This is a genomic window from Corynebacterium neomassiliense (assembly GCF_900626215.1).
GTDB classification, from domain to species: Bacteria; Actinomycetota; Actinomycetes; order Mycobacteriales; family Mycobacteriaceae; genus Corynebacterium; species Corynebacterium neomassiliense.
This window is the reverse complement of the sequence record NZ_LR131106.1, coordinates 12,579-30,062: the sequence shown is the minus strand read 5'-3', so window position 1 is coordinate 30,062 and position 17,484 is coordinate 12,579. Positions and strand designations below refer to the sequence as shown.

Here is a 17,484-nt window from a genome sequence, read left to right as displayed (position 1 = left end):
GACAGTTGTACCCGTCAGTTCGCCGTCAGACCGTTCAACTCGTTCAGGAGCCCGTCGACACGGTCATCAAACTCCGACCGCAGGCGGTCGAGTTCCTCCGGTGAGGGCAGGTTCGTCGGCAGCTCGGACAGGTCCGGCAGTTCGGTGGGGAACTCGGTCGGAAGCTGCAGGCTGGGCTCGTCACTGCTGTCCGACGGTGCCGGACCCGGTGTGGCCTCAGGACTGACCGTCCGGGTGACCGTGGTCTCCACCGTCGGACCGGACCCGCGGTCGCTGATCCACAGGATGAAGAACAGCAGTGCGACGCCTGCGGCCAGCAGCAGGATGACGGAGGTCCACACTTTGCCGGTACTGCTCCGACGGGTCGGAGGAGTGTCCGCCTCCACCGGGGTGTACGGGGGAAGGCCGTAGTCGGGGCTGCCGTAGCCGGGTCCGTTGTACGGTTCCCGGTCGAACGGTTGATTGTCCTGTGACGGGCCGTACGGGGGTTCACCCCCACCGGGGTAGTCGTATCCGGCCCCCTCGGGCGGCACGACACCGTAGGAACCCGCACCGTAGCCTTCCGGGGTGAACTGACGGGTCTGCTGGTCCGGTGGGTCGAATCTCTCGGTGGCACCGTCCGTCCCGCCGGTACCTGCCCTCCGGTACTGGGGCGGGCGGGGACCGTCCGGGGCACTGTACCGGTCCGTGTACTGGTCTGCGCCCGGATCCTTGTCCGGGCCTGTGTCTCGGGATGCCATTACCCGAGTGTAACGCGGGACGCACACCCGAACGGGTATCCGCGTTCCGTTCCCGCGTACCGAGCATTTAGGATGGGACCGAAGTGACGTGACGTTCCACAACTGCACCTCGAGCACCCTGAACCAGGAGACGTTAGATGACCCGCATCAGCCGTACCGCCGCCCTTTCCGCCGCCGTGATCCTGGCGCTGGGTATCTCGGCATGCTCACCGCCGCACCAGAAGAACAGTGACGCCTCCCAGATCACCACCGTCTCCCCCGACCCCGGCTACAAGGGCGCAGGACAGCCGACCACCTCCGCCACCGAATCCGCGGCGGCCGCTGCGACGGACAGTGCCACGGGTGCCACCGGTGAATCCGTGGACGGCACCACCCTCACGTCCGGGGAGCCCGCCGCCCGGTAGCTCCGGTCCGGTTGCGTCGTCGCGCGCCCGGACGGCACCGGCGATACCCTGGATCCCATGCGAATTTTCGGTTTCGAGTCGTACGGAGGCCCGGAAGTCGCCGGTTTCCTCGACGTCGCCGACCCGGACCCCGCCTCGGTCCCCGACGGTCATGTCCTGATATCCACCACGGCGTCCTCCGTCAATCCGGCGGACATCAAGGTCCGGTCTGGGGCCCGCAGGGGCCGGTTCCCGGTCCACTTCCCGATGGCGATGGGCCGCGAGGCCTCCGGAACGGTTCTCTCCGCCGACCCGGTGACCGGCCTGGAGCACGGTATGACCGTGTTCGGGTCGACGGCCGCCGGGACCGGGGCTTTCGCGGGCAGGGTCCTACTCGACGCCGTGGGCGCCACACCTCTGCCGGAGGGAGTCACGCCCGAGGAGGCGGCGTGTATCCCGGTCGCCGCCGGCACCGCATGGGACATCCTCAACGAGCTGCGCCGTGACGGACTGTCGACCGGGGGGCGCGTCCTCGTACTCGGCGCAGGAGGCGGGGTGGGGCACTGCGTGGTCCAGCTCGCCCGCGCCATGGACCTGCGTGTGACGGGGGTGGCGGGGGAGGACAAGCGCCGGTTCGTCGAAGGACTCGGTGCCACCCACGTCTCCTCCTCCGGAAACTGGGCGGTGGAGGTGCGGGACGCCGGACCGGTGGACGCCGTCGTCGATCTCGTCGGAGGGGGCGTCCTCGTAGAGGCACTCACCCTGACCTCGGGTCCTGTGCGGAGTACAGCTGATCCTGCCGTCGGCGGCGGGGTGACCAGGCGCCGTAGCCGGGCGGTGTTCGGCGAGCTTGCGGGGCTCGTCGCAGACGGCACTTTCGCCCCACGGATCACAGCCGTTCTGCCGTTCGACAGGGCCGCCGACGCGGTCGCACGGGTGGAGTCAGGACATGCTAAGGGCAAGACCGTCCTCCGGTTCTGAACGGGCGTACGCTCGGGCCTCATGAGTGAAATTCAGAATGTGACAGTCCTCGGAACCGGCGTTCTCGGCTCCCAGATCGTCATGCAGGCCGCCTACGCGGGCAAGAACGTCGTCGCGTACGACATCAAGCAGGAGTTCCTCGACAAGCTCCCGGACCGGTGGGAGTGGATGCGCGGCCACTACAGCCGTGACCTCTCCGACTTCTCCGACGAGAAGTTCGACGCCGCGATCGCCCGCATCACCGGCTCCACCGACCTCTCCGAGGCAGTGAAGGCCGCCGATGTCGTCATCGAAGCCGTACCGGAGAACCTCGAGCTGAAGAAGACCGTCTGGGCCGGCGTCGGTGCCGCCGTTCCGGAGCACACCATCCTGCTGACCAACTCCTCCTCACTGCGTCCCTCCGACTTCGCCGACTCAACCGGCCATCCCGACCGGTTCCTGGCCCTCCACTTCGCGAACATGGTCTGGAAGTCCAACACCGGTGAGGTCATGGCCACCGCCCAGACCGACCCCGCAGTGTTCACCCGGACCGTGGAGTTTGCCCGCGAGATCAACCTCCAGGCGTTCCCCATCCACAAGGAGATTCCCGGCTACCTCCTCAACAGCCTGCTCATCCCCTGGCTGAACGCGGCCGGCAACCTCTACGTGGAGAAGGCCGCCAACCCGTCGGTCATCGACGAGGACTGGAAGGTCTCCACCGGTTCGCCGAGGGGCCCGTTCGAGATCTACGACATCGTCGGCTTCAATGTGGCGTACAACATCATCCAGGCCCGGCAGCCGGAAGGCTCTCCCCTGCGCAAGTTCGGTGACGAGCTCAAGTCCAGGGGCATCGACAAGGGCCATACGGGTGTCGGCGACGGTCTCGGTTTCTACGAGTACGACTCCGAGGGCAGTATCGTCCGCCCGAACCCGGACTGGGTCATCTACGAGGACTGACCCCCCTGCGCTCACCCGCCCGGTACGTCCCCGGGCCTGAGCACGACGGCGGCCCCGGCTAGAATCCTGGGTCATGCCGAAAAGAGTCGACCATGACCTGAGACGCCACGAGATCATAGGGTCAGTCTGGCGGCTCATCGCCGACGAGGGGATCGACGCGGTGACCACCCGGAGGATCGCCGAGGTCACCGGCTACTCCAACGGACTGCTGCGGTACTACTTTCCGGGCAAGGACTCGGTGATCACGGAAGCCTACCGGTACGTCGTCGAGGCGACCGACATCCGTGCCGCCCTGTCCACCACCGAACGTGGAATGGCCGGGCTGCGGACCCTCGCCGAGGAGATCATGCCCCTCGACGACGTCCGCCGGGCGGAGGCCCGGGTGGCTCTGGCCTTCTGGCAGCGGGCACTGAACCACGGGGACGAGGCTGACCTGTTCTCCCGCAGTTTCGGGTCATGGCGCGAGTTCCTCCGACTGCGTCTCACCGAGGCGGTGGAGGACGGGGAGATCCCTCCCGACACAGACACCACCGCTGCCCTCGACGAGCTCCTCACCATCCTGATGGGCACCCAGATCACCGCCGCGTTCGACCTTCCCGAGGGACGGACGGAGCGGATGCTGGCGACCCTGGAGGCATTCTTCACCCGACTGCGTGGCCTCTGAGCAGCACATACCCGTTTTTTCTCCATCTGTACAAAGACGATACTGCAGCGCAACGCCCCCGAAACACGTGACCGGTTGACTACCGGTCATGACAGCAACGATTCCAGCACAGACACCACCTGCAGAGTCCGGTACCCGGCTCGTCACCCGCTACTTCTCCGAACCGGACATGGTCGCCGCCGGGGTCAGGGACATGCCCGGCTGCGTGGCCACCATGGAGAAGATGTTCGCCCTGCTCGGCAGGGACGACTACCGGATGGGCGGAGCCAACCACAACTCCCACGGGTCCGAGATCCTCTTCCCCGATGAGTCTCCCCATGAGCGGATGCCCAAGAACGGCCCCGACCGTCGGTTCATGGCCATGCCCGCGTACCTCGGAGGAGAGTTCCACACCGCCGGCGTGAAGTGGTACGGGTCCAACATCGACAACCGGCGCAGCGGCCTTCCACGTTCCATACACACCTTCGTCCTCAACGACGCCGACACCGGTGCACCGCTGGCGATCATGAACGCGAACCTGCTGTCCTCCTACCGCACCGGCGCAGTGTCCGGGGTCGGCGCCCGGCACCTCGCACCGGCCGGGGCCACCGTCGCCGCAGTCGTGGGCCCCGGGGTGATGGGCAGGACCGCCCTGGAGGCGTTCGCCGCCGGCGTCCCCACCCTCGACACCGTGAAGATCAAGGGACGCAGCCAGGCCGGTATCGACAGTTTCGTCACCTGGGTCCGCCGGAACCTCCCCCAGTTCACCACGGTGGAGGTCGTCGACACCGCCGAGGAAGCGGTCCGGGATTCCCAGGTCATCGCCTACACCACCACCGCCGGCACAGGGGCCGGCAACTACCCTGTCCTCGATCCGGAGTGGCTCTCCCCCGGTGCCTTCGTCTCTGCACCGGCGTGCCTGAACATGCCCGACGAATGGCTGGCCTCCGACGCCGCCCGTCTGGTGCTGGACAACCGCAGTCTCTACGAGAGCTGGCATGAGGAGTTCGGTGAGGACGCCTTCGAGACAGTGGGCATCATCGGAAACAAGTTCCTCGAACTCGAGAAGCGCGGCGTCCTGGAACCGGGGGCGGTGAGTGACATCGCCGACATCATCAACGGGGACACGCCCGGCCGGCTCAGTGAGGACGATATCGTCATCTACTCCGTCGGCGGCATGCCTGTCGAGGATGTCGCCTGGGCCACGGTGCTCTACCGCAACGCCTGCGAGAAGGGCATCGGCACCGTCCTCCCCGTCTGGGACACCCCGGAGATGGCGTGATGAACACTCCGACGACACCTGACGCCACCCGCCACGACGCCCACCCCGGCAACCACTACGGCAACCACTACGGCAACCACTACGACTATGTGGTCGTCGGCTGCGGAACCATCGGCTCCATGGCACTGTGGCAGCTCACCGACATTGCACCGGGGGCGTCCGTCCTCGGGATCGAGCGCTTCACCCGGGTGCACACCCGCGGCTCCTACGCCGGGGAGTCCCGACTGTTCCGCGTCGCGCTCAAAGAAGGCGGAATCTACATCCCGCTGGTGCAGCGGGCCCGCGAAATGTGGCTGGAGATGAACGCCCGCTCCGGCCGCGACATCTTCCTGCCCGTCGGCGCCGTCTCCGTAGGCCCCGCCGACTTCCCGACCATGGTGCAGACGATGAAGGTCATCGAGGAGTTCGGCCTCGACCACGAGGTACTGGATTCCGCGGCCCTGGCGGAACGGTTCCCGGTCTTCGCACCGTCCGCTCCCGGCGCCGCCGCGGACACGGCGATCCTCGACCCGGCCGGAGGCGGAATCCGCCCCGAGCTCGCCGTGGCCTTAGCCCAGCAGTTCGCTCTGGACGCCGGTGCCCGGCTCTGGGACAACACCCGGGTGCTCTCGGTCGAACCGGGGGCCGGTCCGGCAGGGGCGACAGTCGTCCGGACGGACCGGGGTGTGGTCACCGCGTCGAAGGTGATCGTCGCCAACGGCTCCTGGGCGGCCGACCTCTTCCCCGGTCTCGCCCACCACATCAGTGTGCAGACTATTCCCCTGACCTGGTACCTTCCCCTCGACATCACCGGTTTCCTGCCCCAGAACCTCCCGATCTTCATGCGGGACATCGTCCGGGACAACGGGGAGATCTGGCACTGCTACGGTGCCCCGACCCTTGACGGGTACAGCGTGAAGATCTCCCACGGGGACTTCGCCGGGGACGCCGACACCCCCGACGGTCTCGAGGAACTGCGCACCGGCGTCCTCCCCGAGGAGATCACCCGGGTGTTCTCCGAGCGCACCTCCACCTTCTTCAACGGCATGTTGGACGCCCCGGTCCGCATCAGCCTGCACCACGACGGTTTCACCGTCGACCACGCCCCGGTCCTGGGCCTCGTCCCCGGATTCGACGGCACACTCACCGTGGCCACCGGCATGAGCGGCAACGGCATGAAGTTCGCGCCGGTCTACGGCCGGATCGCCGCCGAGCTCGCCGTGACCGGCGAATCCGCGGTGCGACCCTCCGCCTTCGACTACCCCACCACCGACCGCGGACCCTCCCCCGCNCCTGCCGGTCCCACCTCTGAGCTGTCCCACGGGATCCCCCGCACCCGGTCGTCTCACGACCGGGTGTAACCGTTGCCGGTGAGGTCGACCACGGCTCCCGTGGCTATGTCGGTGACGGTCACGGTGTCCGCGACCGTGGTGTCGACGGTGTACAGGTCTCCGACCCCGGTCACCGTGCCCGCGGCGAGAGAGTCCTGCGGGGAGATCCCGGAGTTGCCGAGCAGGGCGTAGACCTCAGGGTCCGCCCCCGGACGGTAGGCGACGGAGTTCGCTTCGCCGCCGTCGGTCGCCTGCCAGTTCACGTGAACCGGTGCCTCACACGCCCAGGCGTATCCGGCCTGGGCAGGGTCCTGTTCGAATGAACAGAGAAGAGTGTCGTCACCGAGGGGCACCTGGTAGCTGCCGTAGGACACAGTCGTCCGGGCCGGGGCGTCCCCGGTCTGTGTCGTCGACGGTGCCGCGGCCCCGGACGTGGGGTGCGGGGACCCGTCCGACTCCTCCGCTCCTGTGCCCGCTCCCGTTCCTGTCTCGGGCCCCCCGGTGGACGAACTGCCGGTCGTCGGCTGCGGTGCGTCCTGTGTCAGGGAGGTGCTCAGGGCGGTGTCGGTGTGGTCCCCGTCGTTACCGTCCGCCCCGACAACCCCTGCACCGTCACTGTCGCATCCTGTGAGCAGTGCGAGAGTCACACCGAGGGCGCCGACGGAGGCGGCTGCGGACAGACGGACTGGACGACCTTTTCGATGGTGCACGGCATTCTCCTCGGTGGGAAACGGATGACAGGCGGGCCTTGAACTGACGACTCCGCCCCTCCACCGTGCCACAGTTCGGGGGTCAGCTGTGCAGCACCGCAAAGATTACCGTGATTCACCACCCTGACCCGGTGGACCTCGCATAGAGATGTTCAGGACGCCCCGACCGGCCGTAGCGCAGGTGCACTCCCACGATTCCCCGCCCGGCCAGAGCGGCGAGACGCCGCTGCGCGGTCGCCCGCGACACCCCGGTGAGCTCCGCCAGTTCGGTGGCGGACAGTTCCCTGTCCCCCAGGGCGTCCAGCAGCAGCTTCTCGGTGGCGGAAGCGGCCGTGGTCACCGGACGGGTGCTGCCGTGGAGACTGGCCACAGCCCGGTCGATGTCACGCTGTGACAGGGGGTGCGGGGTGTCGACGATCCTGCGGTAGCGTGCGTAGCGTTCCAACCGTCCGGTGAGTTCCTGACGGGTGAACGGCTTGACGAGGTAGGCGTGGACCCCTGCTGACAGCGCCCGTCGCACTGTCGCCGGTTCCACCGCCGCAGTGAGGACGAAGGCGTCCAGTCCGCTGGACCGCACGAGCTCGACACCGTCGCCGTCCGGCAGGAAAACGTCGGCGAGCAGCAGGTCAGGACGCCGGTCGCTGATCATTCCCCGGGCCTCCGCCACAGACCGCGCGGTCCCGCGCACCACGAACCCGGGTGTCGCGGAGACCACGTCGGCGTGGATCTGCGCCACCCGGAAATCGTCGTCGACCACCAGGACCCCGTGTCCGCGCGGGGAGGGTGAGGTACCCCCGGTCCCGGTCCTGTCCGATGCCGCCACTACCGCTCCCCTCTTCCGTCTGCGTCGTCCCTGAATGTGACTGTGGTCTCTACGGCATCTGTGGTCTCTGTGGTCGTCTCCGTGGCGAAGACCCCGGGTAGCCGCACCCCGAACACCGCCCCGGTACCGTCCCCGCCCGGGTCGATGAGCCACAGTTCACCGTTTCTGCGCCGCGCGAGATCACGGGACAGGGTGAGCCCGATGCCGTGGCCGTGGACCCGGTCGACCGGAGTGTCCGTGTGATCCGCGGAATCGTGTGGATCCGGTGAATCCGGTGAATCCGGTGCCACGCCCCGTGCCGGACCGGAGACCGCCTCGGTAGCTCTGACAGGTACGCCACCGGCCGCCGGGGCGAGACCGGGCCCGGAATCGGCGACGGTGAGGACCAGACTGTCGGCGTCCTGCAGGGCGGTGACCTCGACCCAGGGACCGCCCACCGCCCGGCGCGCCCCCTCACCCCGGGAGCTGACGCCGCGTGTCTCCGGCAGCTCCCGGCGGCTCACCGCCGCGTACCCACCGGCCGCGTACTCTCCGGCTGCGGCCCCTCCGGCCGCGGCGGCGACCGCGTTGTCGACCAGGTTCCCCAGGACGGTCGCCACGTCCTCTACCGCGTTGACCGGTCCCACCGTGCCCAGGACCAGGGTGTCCGGCCCCACCCGCAGGGTGACGCCGCGTTCGGCCGCCTCCACCGACTTTGCTCCGAGGAAGGACTGGAGGAACGGCTCCGCGAGCAGTGCGGCGTCCACCAGGGGAAAGTCGACGGGCCCCCGCTGCTCCATCTCCCGGAGGAAGGCCCGGGCGTCGTCGTCACGGCCGGCGTCCAGCAGTCCGGCGGCGACGTGGATCCGGTTGGCGAACTCGTGGCGCTGGACCCGCAGGGCCCCGCCGAGGGCGCGGACTGTCCCGAGGCGCCGGCTCAGGGCGGTCAGGTCGGTACGGTCGCGCACCACGATGACGGTGCCGAGCGGTCGTCCGTGGCGGTGCACGGGGTGGGCGTCGAGGTAGAGCACCTTGTCTCCCACGACCACCTGGTCGCGGGAACGGCCGGCCAGAAGGTCCCGGACCGCGTCCTCCGGAAGTCCCAGGTCAGTGAAGTTCCTGCCGACGGCGTCCTCCACCCCCAGCAGTGACCCCGCCCTGGAGTTGGCCAGCTGCACCACCGCAGCGTTGTCCAGGGACAGGACGCCGTCGTCGACCCCCTCCAGCACCGCAGCCTGTGCGCGGACGAGTTCCGCCATCTCCTCGGGCTGGAGCCCCAGGGTGACATGTTCCCACCGGCGCCGCATCAGGACCGTCGCGGCGAGACCGAGGACGACCGCCCCAGCGGCGGCGGCACCGACGGCTGCCAGAAGCTTCGGAAGACCGCTGAACACGTGTGCCGGCCGGAATCCGACACTGACCTCCCCCACGGGCTGTCCGGTACCCGGGGCGAAGACGGGGACCTTGGCGCGGACCGAGGTACCCAGGGTGCCTGATTCCCAGGCGGTGACTTCCTCACCGCGCAGGGCGGCGTCGTGGGATGTGCTGACCCGCTCACCGATCAGGGACGGGTCGGGGTGGGCCAGCCGGATCCCCCGGGCATCGGTGACGACGACGAAGAGAGCTCCGGTCCGGGCCGCCGCGTCGGCGGCGTAGTCCTGCAACGGGGTATCGGCAGGGTCGGAGCGGCCGGACTGTCCCGTCCTCGCCGCGACAGCCTCGCGGACCTGTGGCGCCGCGGCGATGCTGCGGGCGATGGATGTGGCGTTGTCTGCGGCACTGTCACGGAGCCGGTCGTAGGTGATCCAGGAGAACACTCCGGCGCACACCGCCACGACCGCGACAACCGTCGCCAGCTGCAGCAGCAGTACGCGGGTGGAGTATCGCACAGAGGCAGTGTACGTGGTCCCGGACACAGCCGGTGAGCACAATGCACACAATGCGGGTTTCGGGACGAAGTGGGGGCAATGCGCTCAAGTGCTTCCATGTGTCAGAGGTCACTTTAAAGTGCGTACATTGCCACCGACACACCAAGGAGGAGCAGTGTCCACCAGCGGCATTCTCACGCTCGCCGCCGACGCGGCGGACGCCGGCTACGATCTCAGCCACACCCCGTCAGACGGCATTCTCGTCGCCCTCGGGTTCCTCATGATCCTGACGTTCATGACCCTGATCATGACGGGCAGGATGACCCCGCTGCTCGCCCTCATCCTCGTACCGACAGTCTTCGGTCTCATCGGAGGCGCCGGCCTGGGTCTCGGCGACATGGTCATCGACGCCGTCAAGGACATGGCCCCGACGGCGGCCCTTCTGATGTTCGCGATCATGTACTTCGGGATCATGATCGACGTCGGGCTCTTCGACCCGCTGATACGGGTCATCACCCGTGTACTCGGCAACGACCCCGCGAAGATCGTCTTCGGTACCGCCGTCCTCGCCGGAGCTGTCTCCCTCGACGGTGACGGTTCCACCACCTTCATCATCACCACCTCGGCGATGCTCCCGCTCTACCTGCGTCTGGGAATGAACCCGGTGATCCTCACCTGTGTCGCCGGCCTCATCAACGGTACGGTCAACATCCTGCCCTGGGGCGGGCCCACCGTCCGGGCGGCGGCGGCACTGGGACTGGACCCCTCCGAGGTCTTCGTCCCGATGATCCCCTCCCTCATCGCCGGAGTGGTCGTCTGCCTCGTCTTCGCATGGATGATGGGACTGGCCGAACGCCGACGGCTCGGCACCGTCGGCATCGACGCACCGGTGGCGGTACCCGCGACCGGCGCAGGTTCAGGAACCGGCACTGTCACCGGCACTGACACCGGAGCTGTCACGGGAGCTGTCGCCGACGGGTCCGAGCACACCTCCATGGCCGACACAATGCTCGACCCTGACCGTGACACCCTGCGTCCGAAGCTCATCTGGTTCAACCTGGTGCTCACTGCCCTGGTGATGGTGCTGCTGGTCATCGACATCTTCCCCCTGGCCTACGTGTTCATGGTCGGAGCCGCGGTCGCCCTGGTCGTCAACTTCCCGCGGGTGAAGGACCAGGCCCACGAGATGACGGCACACTCCAGCTCGATCGTCGCCGTCGCGGGAATGGTCTTCGCCGCGGCGACGCTCGTCGGCGTCCTCAACGGCACCGGCATGGTCGACGCCATGGCCGAATGGGTCACCACGGTGATCCCGGACTCCCTCGGCGGATATCTCGCACCGATCACCGGGCTGCTGTCGATGCCGTTCACCTTCTTCATGTCCAACGACGCCTTCTACTTCGGTGTGCTCCCGGTGCTCGCCGAATCCGCGTCCCACTACGGTATCGCCCCGGTCGAGATGGCCCAGGCATCGATCACCGGCCAGCCGGTGCACATGCAGTCCCCGCTGGTCCCGGCGATCCTGCTCCTGGTCTCCCTGGCCAACGTCGGCCTCGGTGAACACCACCGCAAGGTCCTGTGGCGTGCGGTCGTCGTTTCCCTGGTGATGCTGGCCGTCTCGATCCTCATCGGCGTGGTCCCCTTCCACGCCGGATAGCCGGAAGAACGCCCGGGACCCCCGTCGCGCCAAGTTCCGCGTCGGGGGTCCTGAATCTGGGAGAGGCCGGTGGCTGCCACCGTCCGGCGGGCGAAGTCACTTCAACTGACGGTCCGCCTCTCCTGTGATCTCACTGTCCGCGAAGTCACTGTCCGCCTCGTTCTGGTCGAGGTTGTACCGGTCGTAGGCGGCTTCATCGTGGACGGCGGCGTCAATGCCGACGCTCTCGTCGCGGGCGGTGATGCGGATCGGGTGCACCTTGTTCATCAGCCAGGCGATGACGTAGGTGGCGCAGAAGCTGTAGCCGACCGTGACGATGATGGCCACCGGTTCCCTCCACAGCATGTCCCAGCCGCCGCCGAAGAAGATTCCGGCGTGTTCGGCCGGTGCCTCCGGGTCCCCGAGGAAGACGACGATCATCGCGCCGACCATGCCGGCCACACCGTGGACGGCGAAGACGTCGGCGGAGTCGTCGACTCCGAAGCGGTGTGCCAGTTTGATGGCGCCGAAGGCACCCGCGGCACCGAGCATCCCGACGATGATCGCGACGGTCGGGTTCACGGCGTCCGCGACCGGGGTGATCGCCACCATGCCGGCGATGGCACCGGTACCCAGTCCCAGCAGCGTGTAGGCGCCGTCGATGATGCGCTGCATGATGATGAAGCCGAGCATTCCTCCCGCCAGCGCCAGGATCGTGGTCAGGACCACGTACTGGGCGAGGAAGTCCGCGGCACCGGCAGTGCCGCCGTTGAACCCGAGCCAGCCCATGGCGATCATGCCGACACCGATGAGCATCAGCGGCAGGTTGTGCGGCTTCTCCTTCTTGGTGAAGTTCCGTCGTCCGAGGAAGAGTGCGAGAGCCAGGCCGGCCGCACCGGCGTTCATGTGGACGGCCGTACCACCCGCGTAGTCATGGAGCTGCAGGTCCGCCCGCATCCAGCCTTCGGGGTTGAACACCCAGTGGGCGATCGGACCGTAGACCACGAGGACCCAGATGGCGGCGAAGCCCATCCAGGCGTCGAACTTCATCCGCCCGGCGGCCCCCGAGGACGCCAGGGCCACGGAGATAGCGGCGAAGAGGATGAAGAACGCCCCGTTGATCGTGGTGCCTTCACCGTCGTCGGTGACCAGGTCACTGAAGAACGAGAATTCTCCCGGGGCACCGATCAATCCGTGTCCTCCGACGGATTCCCCCATCACCAGACCATGGCCGACGATGACGTACACGACAGTCGTCACAGCCAGGGAGCTCATCACCATCATCATCATGTTGATGACGCTCCGCCCGTTGAGCATGCCGCCGTAGAGCATGGCAACTCCGGGGAACATCAGCAGGACGAGGGCGGTCGCGGTCAGTACCCACGCGACGGATGCTGCATCCATGTCATCTCCTTGAAAATTCTTGATTCGTCATTTTGTCGTTCATGTGTCACGGTAGAAGCCGTTCATTTCGGGACGTCGCGCCCGGCGTTTCCTCGAAGTAACTACTGTTAAATGTCAGTTACTGCTCAGTTCCCCACCTCAGGCCGTGTCGCCGGGTCCACACCACCGACGGTCTCCAGCCACTCCACGGCCGGCCAGCGGGTACGGTGCACGCCCTTGTACTCGGCCATGTCTTCGGGAAGCTCAGCGAGCACGTCCCGGACCCTTGTGGCCCACTCCGGCACCCGTACCAGGGTGGACAGAGGCTGCAGGTAGGTACGGATGAGGAACATCACCGCACCCGACCACTGCAGCCGGATCAGGTGCTGCACCTCCACCCTCAGGAAGACCCTGTCCCCCACCTCCCGGAGGGGGCCGTTGACCACGCTCATGCGGTCCGGCCCCCACTCCGGGTAGGACTCGGTGCCGGTGTCGAGGCGTCCGTCGATCGTCAGGGTCCAGTTGGTGCGGCGGAACCGTTGCCCGGGTCGCAGACCCATGATGAACTTCTGGGCCCGGTCCACGATCCCCTGTTCATGCACCCTCGGCACCGGTCCGTGGATCTCAGGGAAACTCATGCCCGCGTCGAACGCCGGGGACCAGTCCGCCGCGAAGGTCACGACCATCGAGTCCCCCCACAGCATTCCGTCTCTCTCCGCGAGCAGGGCAATGTCCTCCTGGACCTGCCTGCCGGCGAACTCCAGTGGTGCGCACGGCAGGGTGGAGCTGTCCCCCACCGTGAAATCCTGCTCGACCGGGGGATCCGACAACCGGTTGGACCAGTGGTAGCTGTCACCGGCACCGGCACTGTCTTTTCTGTCTTCACCGTCTTTCGCGGTGGATGTCCGGGTCAGGGTGAAGGAACCCGGGTACACCACCGCGAGCTCGTTGAGGACGGCGAGCAGGGCGTCCCACTCCGCCGGAAGCATGTGTGGCAGGGCGACGTACCGGGACGGGTCGACGGTGAGGATGCGGTCCTTCTCGCGGAGCTCGGCGGCGTAGTGACGGTCGATGTCGATGACCGTCTCCCCCCACTGCCCGGCCGCACTGCGCCGCAGCTTCTCGGCCGGTTCGACATTCGCACTGTAACGGTAGGTCTCGTGGGGGAAGGGAAAGGGGAACTCCGCGAGGGACCTGTCGGCCTCCTGCGGGGTCGCCGGAAGCGGCTGACGGTACACGCCGTCGGCACGGTTGGTGGCCGCGGTGGTACGGGCGGTGGTGGTACGGGCGGTGGTGGACGGGACGGTCATGGCAGAACTACCTCCAGGGTGGAGCCCTCACAACGGGAGACGCACGGCAGCCAGGTGTCTCCGGCGGACCGTTCGTTGTCGGTGAGGACCATGTCGCGGTGAACCGGGGTGCCGCGGGTGACAGAGAGCCGGCATTCGCCGCACACTCCCTGGCGGCACATGTTCGGCACGCGGTATCCGGCGTCCTCGAGGGCACTGAGTGCGCTGACACCGGAGGGGACGGGGATACTGCGTCCGGAGGACGCGTCGACGACAGAGAAAGGTTCACCGGCGTCGAGCTCGGGTGCCGCGAAAACCTCGTGGTGCACCCGCCCGCTCGGCCACCGGTAGGCGGCGGCACGGTCACGGAAAGCTTCGATCATCGGAGCCGGCCCACAGATGTAGGCGTGGGTTCCTATCGGACTGGAGGACAGGACCCGGTCGAACACCCGCGAGGTCTCTGCGGCATCTCCGACCTCGGTGAACACCGCTCCGGGGCGGTCACACAGCGCGCGCAGTTCTGCGGCATGCGCACCCGCCCCCGGACGGTGGGAGTAGATGACCTCGACCGGACGTCCCCACCGTGCGGCGTCCCTGGCATGGGCGAGGACGGGGGTGACGCCGATACCTCCGGCGACAAGCACCTCGAACAACGCCCGGTTGCTGCGCCGGAACAGACTGCGGGGCCGGCTGACCGTCACGGTGTCCCCGGGAACGAGCCGGTGGACCCACCGTGACCCTCCCGCCCCTTCCGGTGACAGGCGCACGGAGATCTCGTAGGTGTCCGGGGCCGCGCCGTCATTGGTCAGCGAATAGGCGTTGGCTCCGGAGGAGCCGTCCCCGCCCTCCCAGTGCACGACGATATGGCTTCCGGCATCGAAGGGGGGAAGCAGGGACGCCCCGGTCCGGCAGGGCTCGACCGGACTGAAGACGATATGGCGGATGTCCGGGGTGAGCGCCTCGACCGCGCTCACAGTCATCTCGAGATTCTCGGGTCGGACGACACGGGGATGACGCAGTACGCCGGTCATGACTCTTCCTCGGGCATGTAGGCGAGATAGCTGGCGGTCTGGCGGGAGAAGTGGTGGTACACGACGAGGCCCCGGCCACAGCCCGGGCAGGTCACCTGGTCACCGACGACAACTTCCGAGGTGAACACGGTACGGCAGTGGCAGCAGTTCACCCGGCGCGCACCGGGCCGGCTGAACGGACTGCCCGGGGTGGTGCAGGTCAGGCTGATCTCGTCGTCGTCGAAGCCGTTCTCCCGCAGCAGAGCGGCAGCTCTGAGGAGTTCCTCCTCCGGGCCGGTGAGGTGCACCGTGTCCCCGACCACCGCCGGCCGGCACAGGTCGAGCAGACGGGTCGCGGTGGTGTCGAAGTCTCCGGCCGGGACCTCTACCTCGATGTCCCGGTACCGGGCGTCGGCAGGTCGCTGTATCTCCCCGCCGGTGGGGGACGTCTCGGTGAAACGTGGGACGGTGGTCGTCTCCATCTGGACGGGCACGGTGCTCTCCTTTCCTCTCTGTGGTCCCCGAGCTTCGGGACCGGCTGTGGGGACCGGCTGTGGGGACCGGCTGGTCTCGTCGCGCTAGGCCGGGAGATCCTCGCACCGGACGTAGTAGGCCAGGGCGTACTCGTCCTCGGTGGAGAAGATGATCCGGGACCCCTTGGGGAAGAAGATGGCGTCCCTGGGTCCGGCGTACTCGGTCTGGCCCGTGGCAGGATTGTGAAGCTTGAAGGTGCCCTCCAGGACGACCTTCATCTCGTTGTAGGTGTAGAGGTAGTCCAGCGGCGCCTCTGTGTGGTTGAGGCGGAAGTACCCCGCCCACAGGGATGAGCCGGACGGATCTGCGTAGACGTCGTCGATGTAGCCCTCGGTGCCGGGGTACTCTTCGACGGGCATCTGGGGCATGTTCTCGTAGAAGCCCTTGGTCACGAGGAACGGTGTGGTGCCGGTAAGAGTGGCGGTGGAGTCGGTGGCGGTCTGGTCGGTCACTGGAGCTCTCCTGGAAAGTGGTTCCGGTCCGGGGAAAAATTCCCCCGGGTGTTCGTCGTTGAACACTGAGAAACTCTATGGGCCGCCCTTTTCCCCTTGGTCTCCGATCAGTTTCCGGTCGGTAAACAATACATCCTGTCCTGCAACACATGCACGAAACACACCGGGCCCCGTCCGCCACTACGGCAGCGCACGGGGACCCGACGGCGACACCAGACCCGGCGACAGGGGCGGGCCTGACAGAGGAGCTACTCGATGACCCTGTCGTAGGCACTGTCCCGGTCATAGGCGGTCTCCGCGTGGACCTGGGCGTCAACCCCCCTGATCTCGACCGACTCCTCGAACCGGATCGGATGGACCATGTTCATCACCTTCGCGATGATGAAGGTCACCACGAAGGAGAAGACCACGGTGACCACGATGGCCACCACCTCCCTCCACAGCAGGTCCCACTCACCGCCGAAGAGGATGCCCGTCCTCTCCGCAGGAGTTGCAGGGTCCGCGAAGAAGACGACGAACAGAGCGCCGACCATCCCCGCCACCCCGTGAACGGCGAAGACATCCGCCGCATCGTCGATGCCGACCCGGTCCTTCACCTGGATCATCCCGAAGGCACCCGCCGCCCCCAAGGCACCGACCGCGAGAGCACAGACCGGGTTCACCGCGTCCGCGACCGGGGTGATCGCCACCATTCCGGCCAGACCGCCGGTGGCCAGACCCATGAGCGTGTAGGCCCCGTTGAAGATCCGTTGCATGATGATGAATCCGAGCATTCCCCCGGCGAAGGCCAGAATCGTGGTCAGCACCACGTACTGCGCCAGGAAGTTCGCCGCACCGGCGGTGCCGCCGTTGAATCCCAGCCACCCCATGGCGATCATGCCCGTACCGGTGAGCATAAGAGGCAGATTGTGCGGCTTCTCCTCTGTCTTCGCCCGCCTGCCGAGTGCGAAAGCCAGGGCCAGACCAGCCGCACCGGCGTTCATGTGCACCGCCGTACCTCCGGCGTAGTCGTGCAGGCCCAGGTTGTTGCGCATCCACCCCTCCGGATTGAACACCCAGTGTCCCAGCGGGGCATAGACCAGCAGGACCCAGAAGACGGTGAAGATCATCCACGCGTCAAACTTCATCCGCCCCGCCGCCCCGGATGCGACAAGGGCCACCGAGATCGCGGCGAACAGGATGTAGAAGGCCCCGAAAAGGGTGGTTCCCTCCCCGTCGTCATGGACGAGCCCGGAGAAGAACGAATAGCTTGTCGGATCGCCGATGAGCCCTAGCCCGCCGACAGATTCGCCGACGACAAGCCCGTGTCCGACAATGACGTAGATGACGGTGGTGACGGCCAGGGAGGACATGACCATCATCATCATGTTGATGACACTGCGCCCTGACAGCATTCCGCCGTAGAGCATGGCCAGGCCGGGGAACATCAGCAGGACCAGGGCCACCGCGGCCAGGATCCATGCAACGTCTGCGGGTTCCATACGTAACTCTCCTCAGTCAGTTGTCCCGGCACCCGACCGGAACA

At 67.2% G+C, this 17,484-nt stretch carries 17 protein-coding genes; 7 read left to right on the top strand and 10 right to left on the bottom strand.

Features of this window, described 5'->3' with window-relative positions; all coding sequences use genetic code 11:
• Positions 1-14: 14 nt before the first annotated feature.
• Positions 15-740 (bottom strand): hypothetical protein, encoded by a 726-nt coding sequence (locus E0E18_RS00145; RefSeq protein WP_130839037.1) that lies wholly within the window; start codon positions 738-740, stop codon positions 15-17.
• 137 nt (positions 741-877) lie between these two features.
• Between E0E18_RS00145 and E0E18_RS13935 the strand changes: the two genes are divergently transcribed.
• The 6 genes from E0E18_RS13935 to E0E18_RS00115 all read left to right on the top strand — a co-directional run bounded on the left by E0E18_RS13935 (position 878) and on the right by E0E18_RS00115 (position 6,305).
• Entirely contained in the window at positions 878-1,144 is a 267-nt protein-coding gene (locus E0E18_RS13935; protein ID WP_066589266.1) for a hypothetical protein, read from the top strand.
• Positions 1,145-1,201: 57 nt separating this feature from the next.
• The gene (locus E0E18_RS00135) at positions 1,202-2,104 is read left to right on the top strand and encodes an NADP-dependent oxidoreductase (protein ID WP_130839036.1); all 903 of its coding nucleotides are present in this window, start codon (positions 1,202-1,204) and stop codon (positions 2,102-2,104) included.
• Positions 2,105-2,125: 21 nt separating this feature from the next.
• Positions 2,126-3,040, top strand: a complete 915-nt coding sequence (locus tag E0E18_RS00130; RefSeq protein ID WP_066589272.1) for a 3-hydroxyacyl-CoA dehydrogenase — start codon at positions 2,126-2,128, stop codon at positions 3,038-3,040.
• A 73-nt stretch (positions 3,041-3,113) separates the two neighbouring features.
• The gene (locus E0E18_RS00125; protein ID WP_066589275.1) at positions 3,114-3,704 is read left to right on the top strand and encodes a TetR/AcrR family transcriptional regulator; all 591 of its coding nucleotides are present in this window, start codon (positions 3,114-3,116) and stop codon (positions 3,702-3,704) included.
• Between the two features lie 88 nt (positions 3,705-3,792).
• On the top strand, positions 3,793-4,965 hold the full coding sequence (locus E0E18_RS00120; protein ID WP_066589279.1) for a tyramine oxidase subunit B: 1,173 nt from the start codon (positions 3,793-3,795) through the stop codon (positions 4,963-4,965).
• Positions 4,965-6,305 (top strand): FAD-dependent oxidoreductase, encoded by a 1,341-nt coding sequence (locus tag E0E18_RS00115; protein ID WP_130839035.1) that lies wholly within the window; start codon positions 4,965-4,967, stop codon positions 6,303-6,305. The genes E0E18_RS00120 and E0E18_RS00115 overlap by 1 nt, the downstream gene beginning before the upstream one ends.
• On the opposite strand, the gene E0E18_RS00110 is transcribed toward E0E18_RS00115, so the two are convergent.
• From E0E18_RS00110 to E0E18_RS00100, 3 genes are all read right to left on the bottom strand, one after another.
• The gene (locus E0E18_RS00110) at positions 6,290-6,985 is read right to left on the bottom strand and encodes a hypothetical protein (protein WP_130839034.1); all 696 of its coding nucleotides are present in this window, start codon (positions 6,983-6,985) and stop codon (positions 6,290-6,292) included. The two genes, E0E18_RS00115 and E0E18_RS00110, sit on opposite strands and share 16 nt — an antisense overlap.
• 115 nt (positions 6,986-7,100) lie before the next feature.
• Positions 7,101-7,808 (bottom strand): response regulator, encoded by a 708-nt coding sequence (locus tag E0E18_RS00105; RefSeq protein ID WP_237559557.1) that lies wholly within the window; start codon positions 7,806-7,808, stop codon positions 7,101-7,103.
• The gene (locus tag E0E18_RS00100) at positions 7,808-9,676 is read right to left on the bottom strand and encodes a sensor histidine kinase (RefSeq protein ID WP_130839033.1); all 1,869 of its coding nucleotides are present in this window, start codon (positions 9,674-9,676) and stop codon (positions 7,808-7,810) included. The genes E0E18_RS00105 and E0E18_RS00100 overlap by 1 nt, the downstream gene beginning before the upstream one ends.
• Before the next feature lie 154 nt (positions 9,677-9,830).
• Here E0E18_RS00100 and E0E18_RS00095 point away from each other — a divergent pair, with 154 nt between their 5' ends.
• Positions 9,831-11,312, top strand: a complete 1,482-nt coding sequence (locus E0E18_RS00095) for a CitMHS family transporter (RefSeq protein ID WP_110481585.1) — start codon at positions 9,831-9,833, stop codon at positions 11,310-11,312.
• A 96-nt stretch (positions 11,313-11,408) separates the two neighbouring features.
• Here E0E18_RS00095 and E0E18_RS00090 read toward each other — a convergent pair whose 3' ends face one another.
• The 6 genes from E0E18_RS00090 to amt all read right to left on the bottom strand — a co-directional run bounded on the left by E0E18_RS00090 (position 11,409) and on the right by amt (position 17,440).
• Positions 11,409-12,695 carry an ammonium transporter gene (locus E0E18_RS00090; RefSeq protein ID WP_066589299.1) on the bottom strand — a complete coding sequence of 429 codons (1,287 nt, stop codon included), beginning with the start codon at positions 12,693-12,695 and terminating at the stop codon, positions 11,409-11,411.
• A gap of 125 nt (positions 12,696-12,820) precedes the next feature.
• The gene (locus tag E0E18_RS00085) at positions 12,821-13,984 is read right to left on the bottom strand and encodes a heme-dependent oxidative N-demethylase family protein (protein WP_130839032.1); all 1,164 of its coding nucleotides are present in this window, start codon (positions 13,982-13,984) and stop codon (positions 12,821-12,823) included.
• Positions 13,981-14,994 carry a PDR/VanB family oxidoreductase gene (locus E0E18_RS00080; protein WP_237559556.1) on the bottom strand — a complete coding sequence of 338 codons (1,014 nt, stop codon included), beginning with the start codon at positions 14,992-14,994 and terminating at the stop codon, positions 13,981-13,983. Before E0E18_RS00080 ends, E0E18_RS00085 begins: the two co-directional genes overlap by 4 nt.
• Complete coding sequence (locus E0E18_RS00075) at positions 14,991-15,467, bottom strand: dimethylamine monooxygenase subunit DmmA family protein (protein ID WP_130839031.1); 477 nt, start codon at positions 15,465-15,467, stop codon at positions 14,991-14,993. The genes E0E18_RS00080 and E0E18_RS00075 overlap by 4 nt, the downstream gene beginning before the upstream one ends.
• 84 nt (positions 15,468-15,551) lie before the next feature.
• Complete coding sequence (locus tag E0E18_RS00070) at positions 15,552-15,875, bottom strand: cupin domain-containing protein (protein WP_066590038.1); 324 nt, start codon at positions 15,873-15,875, stop codon at positions 15,552-15,554.
• A 332-nt stretch (positions 15,876-16,207) separates the two neighbouring features.
• Complete coding sequence (gene amt / locus E0E18_RS00065; protein WP_130839030.1) at positions 16,208-17,440, bottom strand: ammonium transporter; 1,233 nt, start codon at positions 17,438-17,440, stop codon at positions 16,208-16,210.
• Between the last annotated feature and the right edge of the window lie 44 nt (positions 17,441-17,484).

Bases quoted from the DNA above. Each gene is read 5' to 3' on its own strand.
- E0E18_RS00145 (WP_130839037.1), bottom strand. From the start codon at position 740: ATGGCATCCCGAGACACAGGCCCGGACAAGGATCCGGGCGCAGACCAG.
- E0E18_RS13935 (WP_066589266.1), top strand. From the start codon at position 878: ATGACCCGCATCAGCCGTACCGCCGCCCTTTCCGCCGCCGTGATCCTG.
- E0E18_RS00135 (WP_130839036.1), top strand. From the start codon at position 1,202: ATGCGAATTTTCGGTTTCGAGTCGTACGGAGGCCCGGAAGTCGCCGGT.
- E0E18_RS00130 (WP_066589272.1), top strand. From the start codon at position 2,126: ATGAGTGAAATTCAGAATGTGACAGTCCTCGGAACCGGCGTTCTCGGC.
- E0E18_RS00125 (WP_066589275.1), top strand. From the start codon at position 3,114: ATGCCGAAAAGAGTCGACCATGACCTGAGACGCCACGAGATCATAGGG.
- E0E18_RS00120 (WP_066589279.1), top strand. From the start codon at position 3,793: ATGACAGCAACGATTCCAGCACAGACACCACCTGCAGAGTCCGGTACC.
- E0E18_RS00090 (WP_066589299.1), bottom strand. From the start codon at position 12,695: ATGGATGCAGCATCCGTCGCGTGGGTACTGACCGCGACCGCCCTCGTC.
- E0E18_RS00085 (WP_130839032.1), bottom strand. From the start codon at position 13,984: ATGACCGTCCCGTCCACCACCGCCCGTACCACCACCGCCCGTACCACC.
- E0E18_RS00080 (WP_237559556.1), bottom strand. From the start codon at position 14,994: ATGACCGGCGTACTGCGTCATCCCCGTGTCGTCCGACCCGAGAATCTC.
- E0E18_RS00070 (WP_066590038.1), bottom strand. From the start codon at position 15,875: ATGCCCCAGATGCCCGTCGAAGAGTACCCCGGCACCGAGGGCTACATC.
- amt (WP_130839030.1), bottom strand. From the start codon at position 17,440: ATGGAACCCGCAGACGTTGCATGGATCCTGGCCGCGGTGGCCCTGGTC.